Annotated in this window: 12 protein-coding genes; 8 read left to right on the top strand and 4 right to left on the bottom strand. The window is 74.3% G+C overall.

Annotation, left to right across the window (positions count from 1 at the left end; all coding sequences use genetic code 11):
* Positions 1-6: 6 nt before the first annotated feature.
* On the top strand, positions 7-1824 hold the full coding sequence (locus tag HF577_RS13250) for a hypothetical protein (RefSeq protein ID WP_169396122.1): 1818 nt from the start codon (positions 7-9) through the stop codon (positions 1822-1824).
* Between the two features lie 75 nt (positions 1825-1899).
* Positions 1900-3108: a cysteine desulfurase-like protein gene (locus HF577_RS13245; protein ID WP_169396121.1), complete on the top strand. Its 1209-nt coding sequence runs from the start codon at positions 1900-1902 to the stop codon at positions 3106-3108.
* Position 3109: 1 nt separating this feature from the next.
* Here HF577_RS13245 and HF577_RS13240 read toward each other — a convergent pair whose 3' ends face one another.
* Positions 3110-3640, bottom strand: coding sequence for an Lrp/AsnC family transcriptional regulator (locus tag HF577_RS13240; RefSeq protein WP_169396120.1), 531 nt, complete (start codon positions 3638-3640; stop codon positions 3110-3112).
* 67 nt (positions 3641-3707) lie between these two features.
* Between HF577_RS13240 and ald the strand changes: the two genes are divergently transcribed.
* The 4 genes from ald to HF577_RS13220 are packed head-to-tail and all read left to right on the top strand — an operon-like array spanning position 3708 to position 7490.
* Positions 3708-4826: an alanine dehydrogenase gene (gene ald, locus HF577_RS13235; RefSeq protein ID WP_169396119.1), complete on the top strand. Its 1119-nt coding sequence runs from the start codon at positions 3708-3710 to the stop codon at positions 4824-4826.
* A gap of 37 nt (positions 4827-4863) precedes the next feature.
* Entirely contained in the window at positions 4864-5913 is a 1050-nt protein-coding gene (locus tag HF577_RS13230; protein ID WP_211174215.1) for a diacylglycerol/lipid kinase family protein, read from the top strand.
* A 9-nt stretch (positions 5914-5922) separates the two neighbouring features.
* Positions 5923-6690, top strand: a complete 768-nt coding sequence (gene cobF / locus HF577_RS13225) for a precorrin-6A synthase (deacetylating) (RefSeq protein WP_169396117.1) — start codon at positions 5923-5925, stop codon at positions 6688-6690.
* Complete coding sequence (locus HF577_RS13220; RefSeq protein WP_169396116.1) at positions 6687-7490, top strand: cobalt-precorrin-6A reductase; 804 nt, start codon at positions 6687-6689, stop codon at positions 7488-7490. The genes cobF and HF577_RS13220 overlap by 4 nt, the downstream gene beginning before the upstream one ends.
* Here the strand turns inward: HF577_RS13220 and HF577_RS13215 are convergent.
* Positions 7432-8469 (bottom strand): DNA polymerase IV, encoded by a 1038-nt coding sequence (locus tag HF577_RS13215; RefSeq protein WP_169396115.1) that lies wholly within the window; start codon positions 8467-8469, stop codon positions 7432-7434. The two genes, HF577_RS13220 and HF577_RS13215, sit on opposite strands and share 59 nt — an antisense overlap.
* A gap of 138 nt (positions 8470-8607) precedes the next feature.
* Between HF577_RS13215 and HF577_RS13210 the strand changes: the two genes are divergently transcribed.
* Entirely contained in the window at positions 8608-10347 is a 1740-nt protein-coding gene (locus HF577_RS13210) for a S8 family peptidase (RefSeq protein WP_312859116.1), read from the top strand.
* Position 10348: 1 nt separating this feature from the next.
* Here HF577_RS13210 and HF577_RS13205 read toward each other — a convergent pair whose 3' ends face one another.
* Both HF577_RS13205 and HF577_RS13200 read right to left on the bottom strand, forming a co-directional pair.
* A complete protein-coding gene (locus HF577_RS13205; RefSeq protein ID WP_312859115.1) occupies positions 10349-11806 on the bottom strand; it encodes an SGNH/GDSL hydrolase family protein in 1458 nt (485 codons plus the stop codon).
* A gap of 191 nt (positions 11807-11997) precedes the next feature.
* Complete coding sequence (locus tag HF577_RS13200) at positions 11998-14097, bottom strand: SpoIIE family protein phosphatase (RefSeq protein WP_312859114.1); 2100 nt, start codon at positions 14095-14097, stop codon at positions 11998-12000.
* A 205-nt stretch (positions 14098-14302) separates the two neighbouring features.
* On the opposite strand from HF577_RS13200, the gene HF577_RS13195 reads away from it, so the two are divergent.
* On the top strand, positions 14303-15934 hold a 1632-nt coding region (locus HF577_RS13195), incomplete at its 3' end, for a HAMP domain-containing protein (RefSeq protein WP_169396113.1).

The raw sequence follows: 15934 nt of genomic DNA, 5'->3' as shown, positions 1-15934 counted from the left end.
GACAGGATGTTCGCTTCCGAGGGCGACTCGGTGAACGTCGGACGCCAGGGGTCTGCTGCATGGGCCGACAGGTGGGACGACCCTCCGCGCCGCCCGACGGGGGACGACGCCGCCGTCGGTGTGGCCCGCCGCTTGCAGGCCCGCCTCGACCGACACCTGTGGCTGCTGGAGCGCCTGCGGGTGGAGCAGCCCTACCCCGAGCCTCCCGGGTTCCCCGAGCTGCTCGAGTCCGGCCGCCGGATGCGCCGCGACACCGAGAGCATCCTCGTGCTGGCCGGCCAGGAGCCGGGGGCGCACGGCACCGTGTCCCGGCGGCTGTCCGACCTCCTGGCCGACGCCGCCGCGGCCGCCGAGGAGCCGGCCCGCGTCGAGGTCCGGCCCGCGCCGTCGGCCACCGTCGCGGCCGGGGCGGCCGCGGAGTTCCTGCACGTCCTGGCCGAGCTCGTCGACGACGCCACCGCCGTCTACCCGGGAGCGCGTCTCGACGTCGCGAGCCGGGTGGAGGCCAGGGGGATCGTCGTCGACGTGGCCGTCGAGGGCGGGACGCGCCGCGACGCATCGGGCTTCGACGACGCGAACGGCTCCGACGGTCGCCGGGTGGCCGTGGTCGCCGAGCAGATCGCCGACCGTTCGCGGTACGGCATCACTCTGAGCCGTCCACTGGCCGGCGCCCCGCACGCTGGGTCCGGGCCGGTGGCCAGCGTGCACTGCCCGCCGTCCGCCGTCACGCTCGACGAGCCCCGTCCGGCGGCAGAGGATCCGCTGCTGCCCACCAGGAACGGCACCGGGTCGTTCCCGTTGGTGAACGACCCCCTGCGGCGGAACGACGACCCCCTGCGCCCCGAGGGCGATCCGCTTCTGCCCACGCGGAGCGGCAAGGGCCTGTTCCCGCTGCTGAACGACCCGCTGCGCGACGACGACCCGCTGCGCGAACGGGACCCGCTGCGCGACAGCAACCCGCTGCGCGATCGGGACCCGTTCTCGTCGGACAACAACGGCTCGGTACGCGGGGAGGACGACGTGTTCTCGACGGGGAACGGCTCGCTCCGCCGTGACGACGACCCGTTCTCGCTGGAGAGCAAGCCGCTGCGGCGTGACGACGACCCGTTCTCGCTCGGAACCGGGCTGCCGCGCCGGGAGAACGACCCCTTCGCGCCGGGCGGGGCGGTGCGCGACGACGACCCGTTCTCGCTCGGCACCGCGCTGCCGCGCCGCGAGCACGACCCGTTCTCCTCGGGCAACGGCTTCCAGTACGACGCCTTCTACGGGGGCAGCGCAGTCGAGCCGCCCGGCAACGGTTCGGCCCCGTCGACCAACGGGTCGGGCACCAACGGTGCGGGGCAGGTGGAGAACTCACTGTTCGGCGACCCGCCGGCGCCCGCCTACTCACCATCGGCGTCCTCCCAGGTCGACGAGCTGTTCGGCCCGCTGCTGGACCTGCCGCTGGAGCCGATCGACGACCGCTACGCCACCCCGATCTTCGAGGCCATCGCCTCGGCGTGGTTCCGCGACCCCGACGCCGACGGCGGGGCGGGCGGCACGGCGGACGGTGCCGCTCCGATCGACTGGGAGTCGCCGAACGACACCGAGTGGCGCGAGGCCGCCGCCCGCGCCGCCCAGCCGGAGCCGGCGGCCACCACCACGTCGAGCGGACTGCCCCGGCGCCGCCCCGGCGGCCAGCTCGTGCCGCCGCCGCGCGCGCAGGAGCCCAATCCCGTGGGCGAGCGGGTGCCCGACCGGGTGCGCGACCGCCTCAGCACCTACCAGCGCGGGCTGAACCAGGGCCGCCACCGCGCACCCGGCGAGGAGCTGGACGCCTGGTGAAGCGGCGGCCCTGATCGGGGCGGCTGCCTCACAGGTCGGCTGCCGACGGGCACGTGACCATGACAGGGTGCCCGTATGCCCTACGACGTCCGCGCCGTCCGTGACCACTTCCCCGCGTTGAAGGCCGGGTTCTCCCACTTCGACGGACCCGGTGGATCCCAGGTGCCCGACGTGGTCGCCGACGCCGTGGCGAGCACGATGGTCTCCCCGCTGGCCAACCGGGGCCGGGTCACGGCCGCGGAGCGGACGGCCGACGACATCGTGACCGGGGCGCGCCGCGCGATGGCCGACCTGCTCGGTGCCGATCCGGCGGGGATCGTGTTCGGCCGCAGCATGACCCAGCTCACCTTCGACATGGCCCGCACCGTCGCCACCACCTGGCGGCCGGGTGACGAGGTCGTGGTCACCCGGCTCGACCACGACGCCAACATCCGGCCCTGGGTGCAGGCGGCGGAAGCGGTGGGTGCCGTCGTGCGCTGGGCCGCCTTCGACCCCGCGACGGGCGAGCTGACGGCCGACGACATCGCCGCCGTGCTCTCCCCGCGCACCCGCCTCGTGGCCGTGACCGCGGCGTCGAACCTGATCGGGACCTGCCCGCCGGTGCGGGCCATCACCGACCTCGTCCACGAGGCCGGCGCCCTCGCCTACGTGGACGGGGTGCACTTCACCGCGCACGCCGCCGTGCATCTCGAGGCGCTGGGCGCCGACTTCTACGCCTGCTCCCCGTACAAGTTCCTCGGTCCGCACTGCGGCGTGCTCGCCGCGGCGCCCGCGCTACTCGCCGACCTGCACCCGCAGAAGCTGCTGCCCTCCTCCGACGCCGTCCCGGAGCGGTTCGAACTCGGCACCCTGCCCTACGAACTGCTCGCCGGCACCACCGCGGCCGTCGACTTCCTCGCCTCACTGGGGCCCTCGACGCTCGCGGCGGCGAGCCGGCGCGACCGGCTGGTGGCGGCCATGGGGGCGGTCGCCGGGCACGAGGACCGGCTGCGCGAGCGCATCGAGGCCGGCCTGGCCGGGCTGCCCGGCGTCACGGTGTACTCCCGGGCGGCCCACCGCACCCCGACGTTGCTGGTCGGCTTCGCCGACCGGGAGCCCGCCGCGGCGTACGAGTTCCTCGCCGAACGCGGGGTGAACGCGCCCGCCAGCTCGTTCTACGCGATCGAGGCGTCGCGCTGGCTCGGCCTCGGCGACGGGGGCGCGCTGCGGATCGGCCTTGCCCCGTACCTCGACGACGACGACGTCGACCGGCTCCTCGCCGCGCTCCGGGCGTTCCTCGCCTAGGTCACGACGGTTCGGGCAGGACGCCGCGCCGCCCGGCCGCCCGGGTGTGCTCGAAGATCAGGCTGGTCTCGGTGCCGGCGATGGCAGGGTTGCGGTTGAGGTGGTCGGCGACGAACCGGCGGAGCTCGTCGGTGCTCGCCGTGGCGACGTGCACGAGGAAGTCGTTGGCCCCGGCGACGAAGTAGACGTCGAGCACCTCGTGGCGCCCGCTGAGCACGGTGACCAGATCACCCATGGCCGCGCGGGCGTGGGGCTGCAGGCGGATCGCGATCATCGCCTGGAGGTCGTGGCCCAGCGCCCGGGGGTCGATGTCGGCGTAGTACCCGCGGATCACCCCGGTCTCCCGCAGCGCGCGCACCCTGGCCAGGCAGGTGGACTGGGCCACGCCGACCCGCTCGGCCAGCTCCTTGTTGGAGACGCGGGCATCGCTGCCGAGGACGCGGAGGATCGCGAGATCGGTGCTGTCGAGGGGCCGAACATCCTGCGGCGGGGCGGGCCGCAGAGGGACTGCTCCCGCAGGAGACATTGGCATGACGGCAGAATATCGAATCTTCTGCCGAACTCTTGCACGTTTTCAGCGTCATCTTCATTCTCGAAGGATGAGAATCGGTGTGCCCCGCGAGGTCAAGAACCACGAGTACCGCGTCGCGCTGACCCCGGCCGGGGCGCACGAGCTCACCCGCTCCGGGCACCACGTGCTCGTCGAACGCGGCGCCGGCCTCGGCAGCTCGATCACCGACGCCGACTTCGAGGCGGCCGGGGCCCGCATCGTCCCCACCGCTGACGAGGTGTGGGACGACGCCGACCTGCTGCTGAAGGTGAAGGAGCCGATCGAACAGGAGTACCACCGGCTGCGGCGCGGCCAGGTGCTGTTCACCTACCTCCACCTCGCCGCGTCCCTGCCGTGCACCCAGGCGCTGCTCCGGTCCGGCACCACGGCGATCGCGTACGAGACCGTCCGGCTTCCCGACGGCACGCTGCCGTTGCTCGCGCCGATGAGCGAGGTGGCCGGCCGGCTCGCGCCGCAGGCCGGGGCGAGCGCGCTGATGCGTGCCGCGGGCGGGCGTGGCGTGCTGCTCGGCGGGGTCCCCGGGGTCCGTCCGGCCGACGTCGTGGTGATCGGAGCCGGCGTCTCCGGGCAGAACGCGGTGGCCATGGCCGTCGGGCTCGGTGCCGACGTGACCGTGCTCGACCTCGACGTCACCAAGCTCCGCCGGCTCGACGACCGCTACGCGGGCCGCGTGCGGACGATCGTCTCCAACGCGCACGAGCTCGAGAAGGCGTGTCTCGCGGCCGATCTCGTGATCGGCGCCGTGCTCGTGCCGGGTGCCCGGGCGCCGCGGCTGGTGAGCAACGACCTCGTGCGGCGGATGAAGCCGGGCTCCGTGCTCGTCGACATCGCCATCGACCAGGGCGGCTGCTTCGAGGACTCCCGGCCCACCACGCACGACGACCCGACCTACCGGGTGCACGACTCGGTGTTCTACTGCGTGGCGAACATGCCCGGCGCCGTGCCGCACACCTCGACGTACGCGCTGACCAACGCCACGCTGCCGTACGTGCTGCAGCTGGCGAACCTCGGCTGGGTCGAGGCGCTCGACGCCGATCCCGCACTGGCCGCCGGCCTGTCCACCCACGACGGGGCGCTCACCAGTCTCGAGGTGGCCCACGACCTCGGCCTGCCCTATGCCGAGCCGCGGGGGCTCGTCCCGGCCTGAGGGCAACGACCGGCGGCCGGACGCTTATTGTTCGCTCGTGTCCGGCGACTGGTGGGTCCTCGTGCTGGCCGCGCTGCCGGTGCTGGGCCTGCTGGTGGCCGTGCTCGTCAGGGGGCGCCCCGCGGGCGCCGACCCCGCCTCCCTGACCGCGGAGCCGGAGGACCGGCCGCTGCCCGCCGTGGTGGCCAACCCGATCAGGATCGAGCCCGGCACGCGCAGGCGGATCGAGTCGGTCTGTGCCGGCCTGGGCTGGGCCGCGCCGCTGTGGCTGGAGACCACCGTCGAGGATCCCGGCACCGGCCAGGCCCGCCTCGCGGTCGAGCGCGGGGCCGACGTCGTGCTCGCCTGCGGTGGCGACGGCACCGTGCGGGCGGTGGCGGAGGCCCTCGCCGGCACCGGGGTGGCGATGGGCCTGGTCCCGGCCGGCACCGGCAACCTGCTCGCCCGCACCCTCGGCACCCCGGACAACGTGGCCGTGGCCGCCCGCGTGGCCCTCACCGGTGACGACCGGAAGATCGACGTCGGGCGCGTCCGGGTCGACGGCGGCGACGAGGAGCACGTCTTCCTGGTGATGGCGGGCACCGGGTTCGACGCCGCGATCATGGAGAGCACCCCGGAGGCGTTGAAGGTGCGGGTCGGCCCGCTCGCCTACGTGATCTCCGGGCTGCGGGCGATGCGCGGCCGCCGCACCCGCGTCACCCTGACCCTCGACGACGGGCCACCACTGCGTCGCCGCACCCGCACCGTCCTCGTGGGCAACAGCGGCACCCTGCTCGGCGGTCTGGTGCTGATGCCGAGGGCCACCGTCGACGACGGCGTGCTCGACGTCGTGAACATCGCCCCGAAGGGCCTCGCCGGCTGGATCGCGGTCGCCGGCCGCGTGATCAGCAGGCGGGGCGACGGCAGCTCGCGGGTGGAGCACTGGCAGGCGCGCTCGATCGTCATCGAGGCCGAGGACCCGCAGCCGTCCCAGCTCGACGGCGACCCGATCGGCGACGCGACCCGGCTGGAGATCCGGGTGGTGCCCGCTGCGCTCGTGATGCGCGTGGCCGACGTCCCGCCGCCGGACGCGCCGGATCCGGGTTAGCGTCCAGACGTGCGCACGGTCTACGTCATCGGTATCGGCGCGGGCGATCCCGAGCACCTCACGCTGCAGGCGGTGGCGGCGATGAACCGGGTCGACGTCTTCTTCACCATCGACAAGGGCGACGACAAGGACGACCTGGCGCGGCTGCGCTCCGAGCTCCTGGAGCGCCACGTCACGCGGCCGCACCGGGTGGTGGCGGCGGGCGACCCGCACCGCGACCGGGCCGCGGCGCCGGGCCGGTACGAGTCGGCCGTCGTCGACTGGCAGGACCGGCGCGAGTCGATCTACGAGCGGATGATCACCGACGAGCTCGACGCCGACGGCTGCGGTGCCTTCCTCGTGTGGGGTGACCCCGCGATCTACGACGGCACGCTGCGCATCCTCGACCGGATCGCCGGGCGGGGCGCCGTCGCGTTCGCGGTGGAGTCGATCCCCGGGATCAGCAGCGTGCAGGCGCTCGCGGCGCGCCACCGGGTGATCCTCAACCGGGTCGGCAGGCCGTTCGCGGTCACCACCGGGCGCAGGCTGGCCGACGAGGGACTGCCCGCCGGCATGGACGACGTCGTCGTCATGCTCGACGCGCGCAACGCCTTCGCCGCGCTGCCCGACACCGACCTCGACATCTACTGGGGCGCCTACGTCGGCACGGCGGACGAGGTGCTCGTGCACGGCGACCTGCAGGAGGTCAAGGCGGAGATCGTGCGGATCCGGGCCGAGTGGCGCGAGCGCAAGGGCTGGATCATGGACACCTACCTCCTGCGGCGGCGGGACCGGTGAAGGTGCTCGTGCTCGGCGGCACCGGGCAGGCCCGCCGGCTCGTCGCCGCCCTGCACGGGCGCCCCGGGTTCACGGTCACCTCCTCGTTGGCCGGGCGCGTGGCGGTGCCCGCGCTCCCGCCGGGCGACGTGCGGATCGGCGGGTTCGGCGGCGTCGACGGTCTGGTGGCGTGGCTGCGCAGCAACGGGACCGACGCCGTCGTCGACGCCACCCATCCCTTCGCCGCCGGGATGTCCGCCAACGCCGTGGCGGCCACCACCGCCACCGGTGTGCCGCTGCTCAGCTTGCGTCGCCCGGGCTGGACCGCGGGACCGGGGGACCGCTGGCACCGGGTCCCCGACGCCGCGGCTGCCGCCGCGCTGCTGCCCGCACTGGGGGAGCGGGTCTTCCTGACCACGGGACACGGCGATCTCGCCGCGTTCGCCGCGCTCGACCGGCTCTGGTTCCTGCTCCGCTGCGTCGACCCGCCGCTGCCGCCCCTGCCGGCCCGGTGCCACGTGGTGCTCGGCCGGGGGCCGTTCACCGCCGACTCCGAACGCGAGCTGCTGCGCGAGCACCGCATCGACGTGCTGGTCACCCGCGACAGCGGCGGCGAGATGACCGCGGCCAAGCTGGTCGCCGCGCGGGAGCTGGGCGTGCCCGTCGTGCTGCTCGACCGCCCGCCCGCCCCGGACGTGCCCGCGGTGGTCACCGTCGAGGAGGCCGTGACCTGGCTGAAGGCGGCGGCCCAGGAGGGCCGGGTCACTCCCGGGGGAACTCCGCCCGCACCCCGAGCAGCCGCACCGGACGCCGGGACGTGAACTTCTCGAGCACGTCGAGCGCGGCGGCCACGAGGACCTCGGGCTCCTGCGTGGGCGCATCGAGGGTGGCGCTGCGGGTGTAGGTGGAGAAGGGCGCGAACCGCACCTTGACGGCCACGCGCGCGGCCGGGCGGCCCTCGTCGCCGATGTCGGTGGCCACGCGCCGGGCCAGCGTGGCGACCTCGGCGCGGACATCGTCCCAGCCGGTGAGGTTCTCCTGGAAGGTCGTCTCGTGGCTGCGTGAGCGCGGCACCCACGGCGTTCCCTCCACCGTGGCTCGCCCGATCCCGCGCCCGAGCTGCACGTACCAGGGTCCGAGGGCGGGACCGAGATCGGCGGCGAGAGCGGCCGGGTCGGCGGCGGCGAGCTCCGCGACGGTGTGGATGCCGCGGTCGGCCAGCTTGCGGGCGGTCTTGGTGCCGATGCCCCACAGCGCGCTGGTCGGCCGGTGGGCCATGACCTCCTCCCAGTTCGACGCGGTCAGCCGGAACACCCCGTCGCCCGCGCCGGGCTTCGCGAACTCAGTGGCGAGCTTGGCGCGCAGCATGTTGTCGCCGATCCCGACGGAGCACGACAGGCGGGTCCGCGCCAGCACCGCCGCCCGGATCCCCCGGGCGAGCGCCTCGGGCTGGTCGGTCTGCGCGCCGACGAACGCCTCGTCCCAGCCCATCACCTCGACCACCACGTCGGGGAACCCGCGCAGCGTCGCCATGACCTCCTCGGACACCTCCTCGTAGTGGGGGTTGTCGGCGGGCAGGAACACGGCGTCCGGGCAGCGCTTCGCCGCCGTGCGCAGGGGGAGGCCGGAACGCACCCCGTGCGCGCGGGCCTCGTACGACGCCGTGGCGACCACCGCGCGCTGCGTCGGATCGCCCTTCCCCCCGACCACCACGGGCAGCCCGGCGAGCTCGGGACGGCGCAGGATCTCGACCGCGGCGATGAACTGGTCGAGATCGACGTGCAGCACCCACGAGGCCACGCGGCCAGTGTGCCGGGCCGAGCCCCGTCCGGCGTTCCCCCGACCGGCGTTCCCGCCGAGGATGGGACGGGGCGTCCGGATGGCCTAGGGTCGTCGGCACTCGTCCTGCTCCGGGGGCGGTGGCTCCGGGAGATCGGTGTGAAGAACCTGCGCGTGCTGGGCGTCGGCGTCCTCCTCGTCTGCGCCGCGGTGGCCACGTTCGCTCCGGTGGCCGCCGTCGCTCCGGTGGAGGCCGCGCCCGTGAGGGCCGGGGCCGCCGGGTCGGTCGAGTACACCGTCCTGCTCACGAGCACCGGCGACGCCGCCGTCCGCGCGGCGGGCGAGGCGGCGGTCCGGGCGGCGGGCGGGCAGGTGACGCGGGAGAACGCCGCCGTCGGAGCCCTGGTGGCCCAGGCGCCTGCCACGGGGTTCGTGGAGCGGGTCACGGCAGCCGACGCGGTGTTCGGGGCGGCTCGCGCCCGGCCGGTCGGTTCGACCGTCGCGGTGCCCGGCGTGGCACCCGAGCTCGCCGGGGTTCCCGCGCCTGCCCAGGAAGGTCCTGCCCAGGAAGAGGGGCCGTCGGGGCTCGACCCGCTGGACACGAAGCTGTGGGGCCACACGATGATCGAGGCGGCCGCGGCCCGCTCGGTCGAGCCGGGGGACCGGCGGGTGCAGGTGGGCGTCCTCGACAGCGGGATCGACGCCACCCACCCCGACATCGCCCCGAACTTCGACGCGGAGCTGTCGCGCAACTTCGTCACCGACGTCCCTCAGGACTCGACGGGCGCCGACCTGGACGGCCCGTGCGAGTTCGCGGGATGCGTCGACCCGGTCGGCCACGACGACTCGGGCCACGGGACCCATGTGGCGGGGATCGTGGCCGCCGCGGCCGACGGGGCGGGCCTGTCCGGGGTCGCGCCGGGGGTGCGCCTGGTGAACATCCGCGGTGGGCAGGACGCCGGCCTGCTGTTCCTGCAGCCCGTGGTCGACGCGCTGACCTACGGCGCCGACGTGGGCCTCGACGTGATCAACATGTCGTTCTACGTCGACCCGTGGCTCTACAACTGCCTCGACAACCCCGCCGACCCGCCCGAGGCCCGGATCGAGCAGCGCACCACGGTCGAGGCGGTCGGCCGGGCGCTGGAGTACGCGCACGCCAGGGGCGTCACGCTGGTGGGGTCGCTCGGCAACAACCACGAGGACCTCGGCACGCCGCGCGCCGACCGCTCCAGCCCCGACTACCCGGCCGCCGCCGCGTACCCGCGCACGATCGACAACGCCACCTGCCTCAGCCTGCCGGTGGAGGGCCCGCACGTGCTCGGGGTGTCGGCCGTCGGTCCGTCGGGGGTGAAGGCGGACTACTCGAACTACGGCCTGGAGCAGACCGCACTGGCCGCGCCGGGCGGCTGGCTCCAGGACGGGTTCGGTACCCCGGACTTCCAGCGCGTCGAGAACCTGGTGCTGTCCACGTACCCGCGCAGCGCACTGGTCGCCAAGGGCGCGGTCGACGCGGCAGGCGCGGTCACCCCCGTGGGCACCGCGGGCGGGGTGCTCCGGTCGTGCGGGCCGGGGGGCTGCGGCTACTACGCCTACCTGCAGGGAACGTCGATGGCCTCGCCACAGGTCAGCGGGGTCGCCGCGCTCGTGGTGAGCGCGTTCGGCACCCCGGACCCCCTGCACCCGGGGACCCTGACGATGCCACCCGACGAGGTGGAGCGCGTGCTGCTGCGCTCGGCCACCCCCACGCCCTGCCCCGCGCCGGTCGTCTCCTACGTGCGGGAGGGCAGGTCCCCGGAGTTCGACGCTCCGTGCACCGGCGACGCGAAGGCCAACGGGCACTACGGGCGCGGCATCGTCGATGCGCTGGCCGCGGTGACCGAGGACCCGACCCGCGAGTAGCTCAGCGCACCGCGGCCGGCTCGATCAGCCGCACCACCGACGACGCCATCCGGAGCGACCCGATCCCCGTGGGGTGGAACGGGAAGGGGTCGGCCATGCCCTGCAGGTCCGGCCCCAGCCCGTCGGTCCCGTCCTCGCACAGCAGCCCGAGCTCGGGGCGGGCCACCGCGAAACCGTACTTCTCCGCTCCGGCGCTGAGCACCGCGTTGAGCTGGTCGTTGCGGGTGGTCAGCAGCTCGATCTTGGCCGCGTCCAGACCCGGGTAGCCCGCAGCGCGGGTGTCGGCGCAGTCGGCGTCCGGCGGGAACGCCCCGTAGGAGGTCAGCACGATGACCTGCGGGTGGCCGGGCAGGTCGTTGAGGTCGACGAGCAGGTCGCCGTACACGCGGTCGAACGCCGCCATCCGATAGTCGAACTCGCCCTGGGTGAGCTGGTCCCCGCAGTCGGGCACGCCGTAGCAGTAGCGCAGGAAGTCGGTCCAGCCCACGTCGTTGGGCCCGATGGCGACCACGACGAAGCGCAGGTCGAGCACCTGCTTGAGCACGCCGATCTGGGCGGGGACGAGCCGGTCACCACGTTCCTGCGGCCCGCGCAGCCCCGTGGTGACGGTGGCGCTCGGGCAGGCGAGGTTCAGCACGTTCGCCGAGGCCAGGTGGCCGACCTCGGCGGCGAGCGAGTCGGTGCTGCGTTCGCAGGCGACGTCGTCGGGGGTACCGCCGGGCAGCGGCGGTCCGCCGACGCGGACGGCCCGCGAGTCGCCGATCACCGCGCCCTCGTAGCCGCTGACCAGGGGCCCGACCGGGTCGGGGCTGAGGTGGTAGGCGCCCACCAGCTGGGCGAGGGAGGAGACCCCGCGCAGCCCCTGTGCCGCGCCGGCGTAGGCGAGCACCCCGGAGACACCCCAGGCCACCACGGAGGCGACCACCGCGATCGCGGTCATCCGGCGGGCGGCGCGCACGCAGTAGGCCACGATCTCGTGCAGCGGAGCGTGGCCGCCGGTCTCGCGGCCCTGCCGGCGCAGGACGACGAGTGTCCGCAGGCCCGCCGCGCCCGCGGCGGCCGCGAGCGTGAAGGCGACCAGCCCGAGCCCGCCGAGGACGTACCAGGTGGCGAACCCCGTGGTGACCGCCGAGACGGCGTCGTCGCGCGCCTTCGGCCCCTCAGCCGGGTCGAACACCGCGGCGGCCGCCTCGCTGCGCTGCACCGGGCCCATGGTCAGCTGCGGCCGCAGTGGCCCGTAGACGCGCAGCCGGTCCACGTCCAGCTCGGTGTTGCCGACCTGGACGAGCTGCGCGGGACCGGCGACGGACAGCTGCGGGGGCCGGGCGCCCACGGAGATGTGCTGCCCGAAGACGACGAGGTCCTGCGCCGGGGTGAGCGCCACCGTGATCGGGACACCGACACCGAGGCAGAACAGCACCAGCAACAGCGTCGGCCACGAACGGAGCTCCCGGAGCACGGTGCGCCTGCCGGGCTCGCTGTCCAGTGCTCCGCCTCCGTCCGGTCGTCGTCACCGTCTGTTCGTCGTCACCGTCTGTTCGTCGTCGCCGTCTGCGTTGCGACCACCAGGATGCGTGACGACGGCCCTCGACGGAACCCATGGGTGGCAAGAGTGGACATATCCGGCAGGGCGGGGCCTGCTGCCGCCGGTCAGAGCGCAGCGCGGACGGCCAGCAGTGCCACGTCGTCGTCGAGCGGGTCGGCGGAGAAGACCTCCACGGCCTCCCGGACGGCCGCGACGACCTGCCGTGCGGGCCGGCCGGCCACGCCCTTCGCGACCTCGAGCAGGCGTTCGGCGCCGAACTGCTCGCGGCCGCGGCGGCGTTCGGTGACGCCGTCGGTGTAGACCAGCAGCGTGTCGCCGGGGCCGAGGCGGTGCGGCGTGCACGTCAGGCGGACGCTGGGAAGCAGCCCGACCGCCGTGCCGAACTGCCCGATGAGCTCGGCGGTGCCCTCGGCCCGCACCAGCACCGGCTGGACGTGCCCGGCGAGCACGAGTTCGACGTCCAGGCCGGTGTGCGCGCTGCGGCCCGACGGGTCGACCCCGGTCGGCCGTCGCCTGCTGACCATCGCCGCGGCGAGCGTGCAGAACTGCAGGGGGTCGCCCGCCTCGATCATCACCTCGTTGAGCATCTCGATGGCTCGCGGCAGCGGCCGGTCGTCCCGCACGAGCACCCGCAGGACGTCCCGGACGAGACCGGTGCGGGCCGCCGCGCGGGCGCCCTTGCCGCAGACGTCGCCGATCGACACCAGCCAGTGCGAGGGGTCGACGGTGAGGACGTCGTAGAAGTCGCCGCCGACGTCGCTGCCCGTGCTCGCCGGGAGGTACTCGGCCGCGAAGTCGACGCCGGGCACCACCGGCAGCGCCCGGGGGAGCAGCGCCTGCTGCAGTGCCTGCGACACGGCGACGTGGGCGCCGGTGCTCTGGGCGTTGTGGATCGTCAGCGCCGCGCGGCGGGCGATGTCGCCCGCCATCACGATGTCCTCGGGGCTGTGCGGGCGCCCGTCGGGGCGGCCCACCAGCAGCGTGCCGATGGTGCGGCCCCGGGCGCGCAGGGGCAGCGCGATGCCGTCGGTGGGGACGGCGAAGCGCACCGGGGCGGAGCCGTCGCGGCCCAGCTCGGCGAACCGGGCCCGCAGCTCGGCGGGCAGGCCCGGGGTGGCGTCCGGGTCGAGGACCGACCGCAGCTCGGGGAGCTTGGTCTCGTCGGCATGGGTGAGCGCGGCCAGCCGGAGCCGGCCGGAGGGCTCCACGAGGTGCACGGCGCACCACCGGCCGAGCCGGGGCACGACGACCTGCGGGACCACCGCGACGGCCAGGTCGACGTCCAGGGACTGGCCGAGCAGCTCGCTGGTCTCGGCCAGGTAGGTCATCCAGGCCCGCCTGCGCTGGTCCACCCCCCGCAGCCAGTCGGACTCGACGGCCATCGCGATCCGCGCGGCGATCAGCTCGGTGAGGTCGCGCGTGCGGTCGGCGTCGACGCCCGCGGGGTGCACGGTCAGCCGGTGCACCACCCGCAGGACGCCGCGCAGCGGCGCCGTCATCGGCAGGCGGACCTCGACCGCGTGCCCCCCGCCGTGCCCGGCACCGTCGCGGGCGACCTCCCGCGCGCCGGTGCCGTCACCCTCGTCGACCTTGACGTCGACGGAGTCGGCGTCGAGCAGCTCGCGGAGCCTGCGGACCAGCTCGGCCACCAGCTCCACCGGTTCCAGCCGGTCGCCCAGCGCGGCCGGTACGTGCAGTAGCCAGCGGGCCTGCTCGGCGGTGCTCCACACGCGTTCGGTGTCCGGGGGAGCGGCCGGGATGGCGGGGGCCACCGGAACGCTGCCCCGGCTGACGGAGAACCAGATGATGTGGCGGCCGTCGGACTCGTGGCGGGTGCCCCACGTCGTGGCGAGGCGCTGGACGAGGGCGAGCCCCCGGCCGTGGCTGGCCGCGCGGCCGTAGCGCTGCCGGGGTTGGGCCAGGTGCAGCTCGAGCGGTCCGGCCCCCCGGTCGGTGACGGCGACCGTGACCTCGTCGTCGGTGACGGTCAGTGCCACCTCGAACTCCGTGCCGGCGTGCAGCACGGCGTTCTCGCACAGCTCGCTGGCCAGCAGCACGACCGTGTCGACCAGGTCGCCACCGTCGCCGTTCTCGCTGGTGGGAAGGTCGAGATCGCGCAGGGCTTCCTGGAGCATGCGCCGCGCTCGACCGGCTGATCGGGCGTCCGGCGGCAGCCTTGTCCGCCGCTCGAGCTGAACGGGCACGGCTGCAGTGTGCACTGTCGGCCTCGCGCGCGCTCGCGCCGCCGTCCCTAGCGCAGCGGATCGACGGAGCGATCGACGCCGAGGATCGACGCGGGGGGATCGACGCGGGAGGATCGACTAGGGTCTGGTCCTGCGGCGGCCGCGGCCGGTGCCGTGGGGCGCGCCGGTGCCCGTTCGCCGGTCCGAGCATGGGAGGACGGCGGTCATGACCACCACACGGCCCCAGAGCGCCGAGGTCCAGGAGACCGGGGAGTCCGCCGCGGCCGACGACAGCGGCCTGCTGGCGGAGCTGGCGGAGGCTCTGCACGAGGTTCGGCTCGGCCGCTTCCAGGTGCGGTTGCCGCGACGGCAGGGCCTCGCGGGTGAGGTCGTCGACGAGTTCAACGAGATGGCTGCGCTGCAGGAGCGGCGCAACCGGGACCTGCTGCGGATCAGCCGGGTGGTCGGCCGTGAGGGCCGGATGTCCGACCGGCTCAACGAGGAGTCCTACGACGGGTCGTGGGCCACCGGGGTGCAGGCGGTCAACGCGCTGATCGACGACCTCGCGGCGCCCACCGCCGAGATCGCGCGGGTGATCGAGGCCGTCGCGGAGGGCGATCTCTCCCAGCACATGGCGCTCGAGATCGAGGGCCGCCCGCTGCGCGGGGAGTTCCGGCGGATCGGCCGCACCGTCAACACGATGGTCGACCAGCTCTCGAGCTTCGCCGACGAGGTCACGCGGGTGGCGCGGGAGGTCGGCACCGACGGCCGCCTCGGCGGTCAGGCCGACGTGCGGGGTGTCGCCGGCACCTGGCGGGCGCTCACCGACTCGGTCAACACGATGGCCAGCAACCTCACCAACCAGGTGCGCTCGATATCGTCCGCGGCCACGGCGATCGCCCAGGGCGACCTGTCGCGCACGATCACGGTGAACGCCCGTGGCGAGGTCGCCGAGCTCGCCGACACGATCAACGCTCTCACCTCCACCCTGCGGCTGTTCGCCGACGAGGTCACGCGGGTGGCGCGGGAGGTGGGCACCGACGGCCGCCTCGGTGGCCAGGCCGCGGTGCCCAACGTCGCCGGCACCTGGAAGAACCTCACCGACGCGGTGAACCTGATGGCGGCCAACCTCACCGCGCAGGTGCGCGGTATCGCCCAGGTCGCCACCGCCGTCGCCACGGGTGACCTGTCGCAGAAGATCACCGTCGATGCCCGGGGGGAGATCCTCGAGCTGAAGTCGACGGTGAACACGATGGTGGACCAGCTGTCGAGCTTCGCCGACGAGGTCACCCGCGTGGCACGTGAGGTCGGTACCGAGGGCAAGCTCGGTGGGCAGGCCGCGGTGCCCAACGTCTCGGGTACCTGGCGAGACCTGACGGAGAACGTGAACCAGCTGGCGGGGAACCTGACCGCGCAGGTGCGCAACATCGCGCAGGTGACCACGGCGGTGGCGCGGGGTGATCTGTCGCAGAAGATCACGGTGGATGCTCGGGGGGAGATCCTCGAGCTGAAGTCGACGGTGAACACGATGGTGGATCAGCTGTCGAGCTTCGCCGACGAGGTCACGCGCGTGGCGCGCGAGGTCGGTACCGAGGGCAAGCTGGGTGGCCAGGCGGAGGTCAAGGGGGTCGCCGGTACCTGGCGGGACCTCACGGAGAACGTCAACCAGCTCGCGGGCAACCTGACCGCGCAGGTGCGCAACATCGCGCAGGTCACCACCGCCGTGGCCCAGGGCGACCTGTCGCAGAAGATCACGGTGGATGCTCGGGGGGAGATCCTCGAGCTGAAGTCGACGGTGAACACGATGGTGGATCAGCTGTCGAGCTTCGCCGACGAGGTCACGCGGGTGGCGCGCGAG

The organism is Pseudonocardia xinjiangensis, assembly GCF_012911925.1.
In the GTDB taxonomy this organism is placed as follows: Bacteria; Actinomycetota; Actinomycetes; order Mycobacteriales; family Pseudonocardiaceae; genus Pseudonocardia; species Pseudonocardia xinjiangensis.
This window is presented reverse-complemented; position numbering and strand designations above follow the sequence as displayed.

What these genes read in the sequence shown, in the direction of transcription:
- HF577_RS13250 (WP_169396122.1), top strand. Translation starts at nt 7, where the DNA reads ATGTTCGCTTCCGAGGGCGACTCGGTGAACGTCGGACGCCAGGGGTCT.
- HF577_RS13245 (WP_169396121.1), top strand. Translation starts at nt 1,900, where the DNA reads ATGCCCTACGACGTCCGCGCCGTCCGTGACCACTTCCCCGCGTTGAAG.
- HF577_RS13240 (WP_169396120.1), bottom strand. Translation starts at nt 3,640, where the DNA reads ATGCCAATGTCTCCTGCGGGAGCAGTCCCTCTGCGGCCCGCCCCGCCG.
- ald (WP_169396119.1), top strand. Translation starts at nt 3,708, where the DNA reads ATGAGAATCGGTGTGCCCCGCGAGGTCAAGAACCACGAGTACCGCGTC.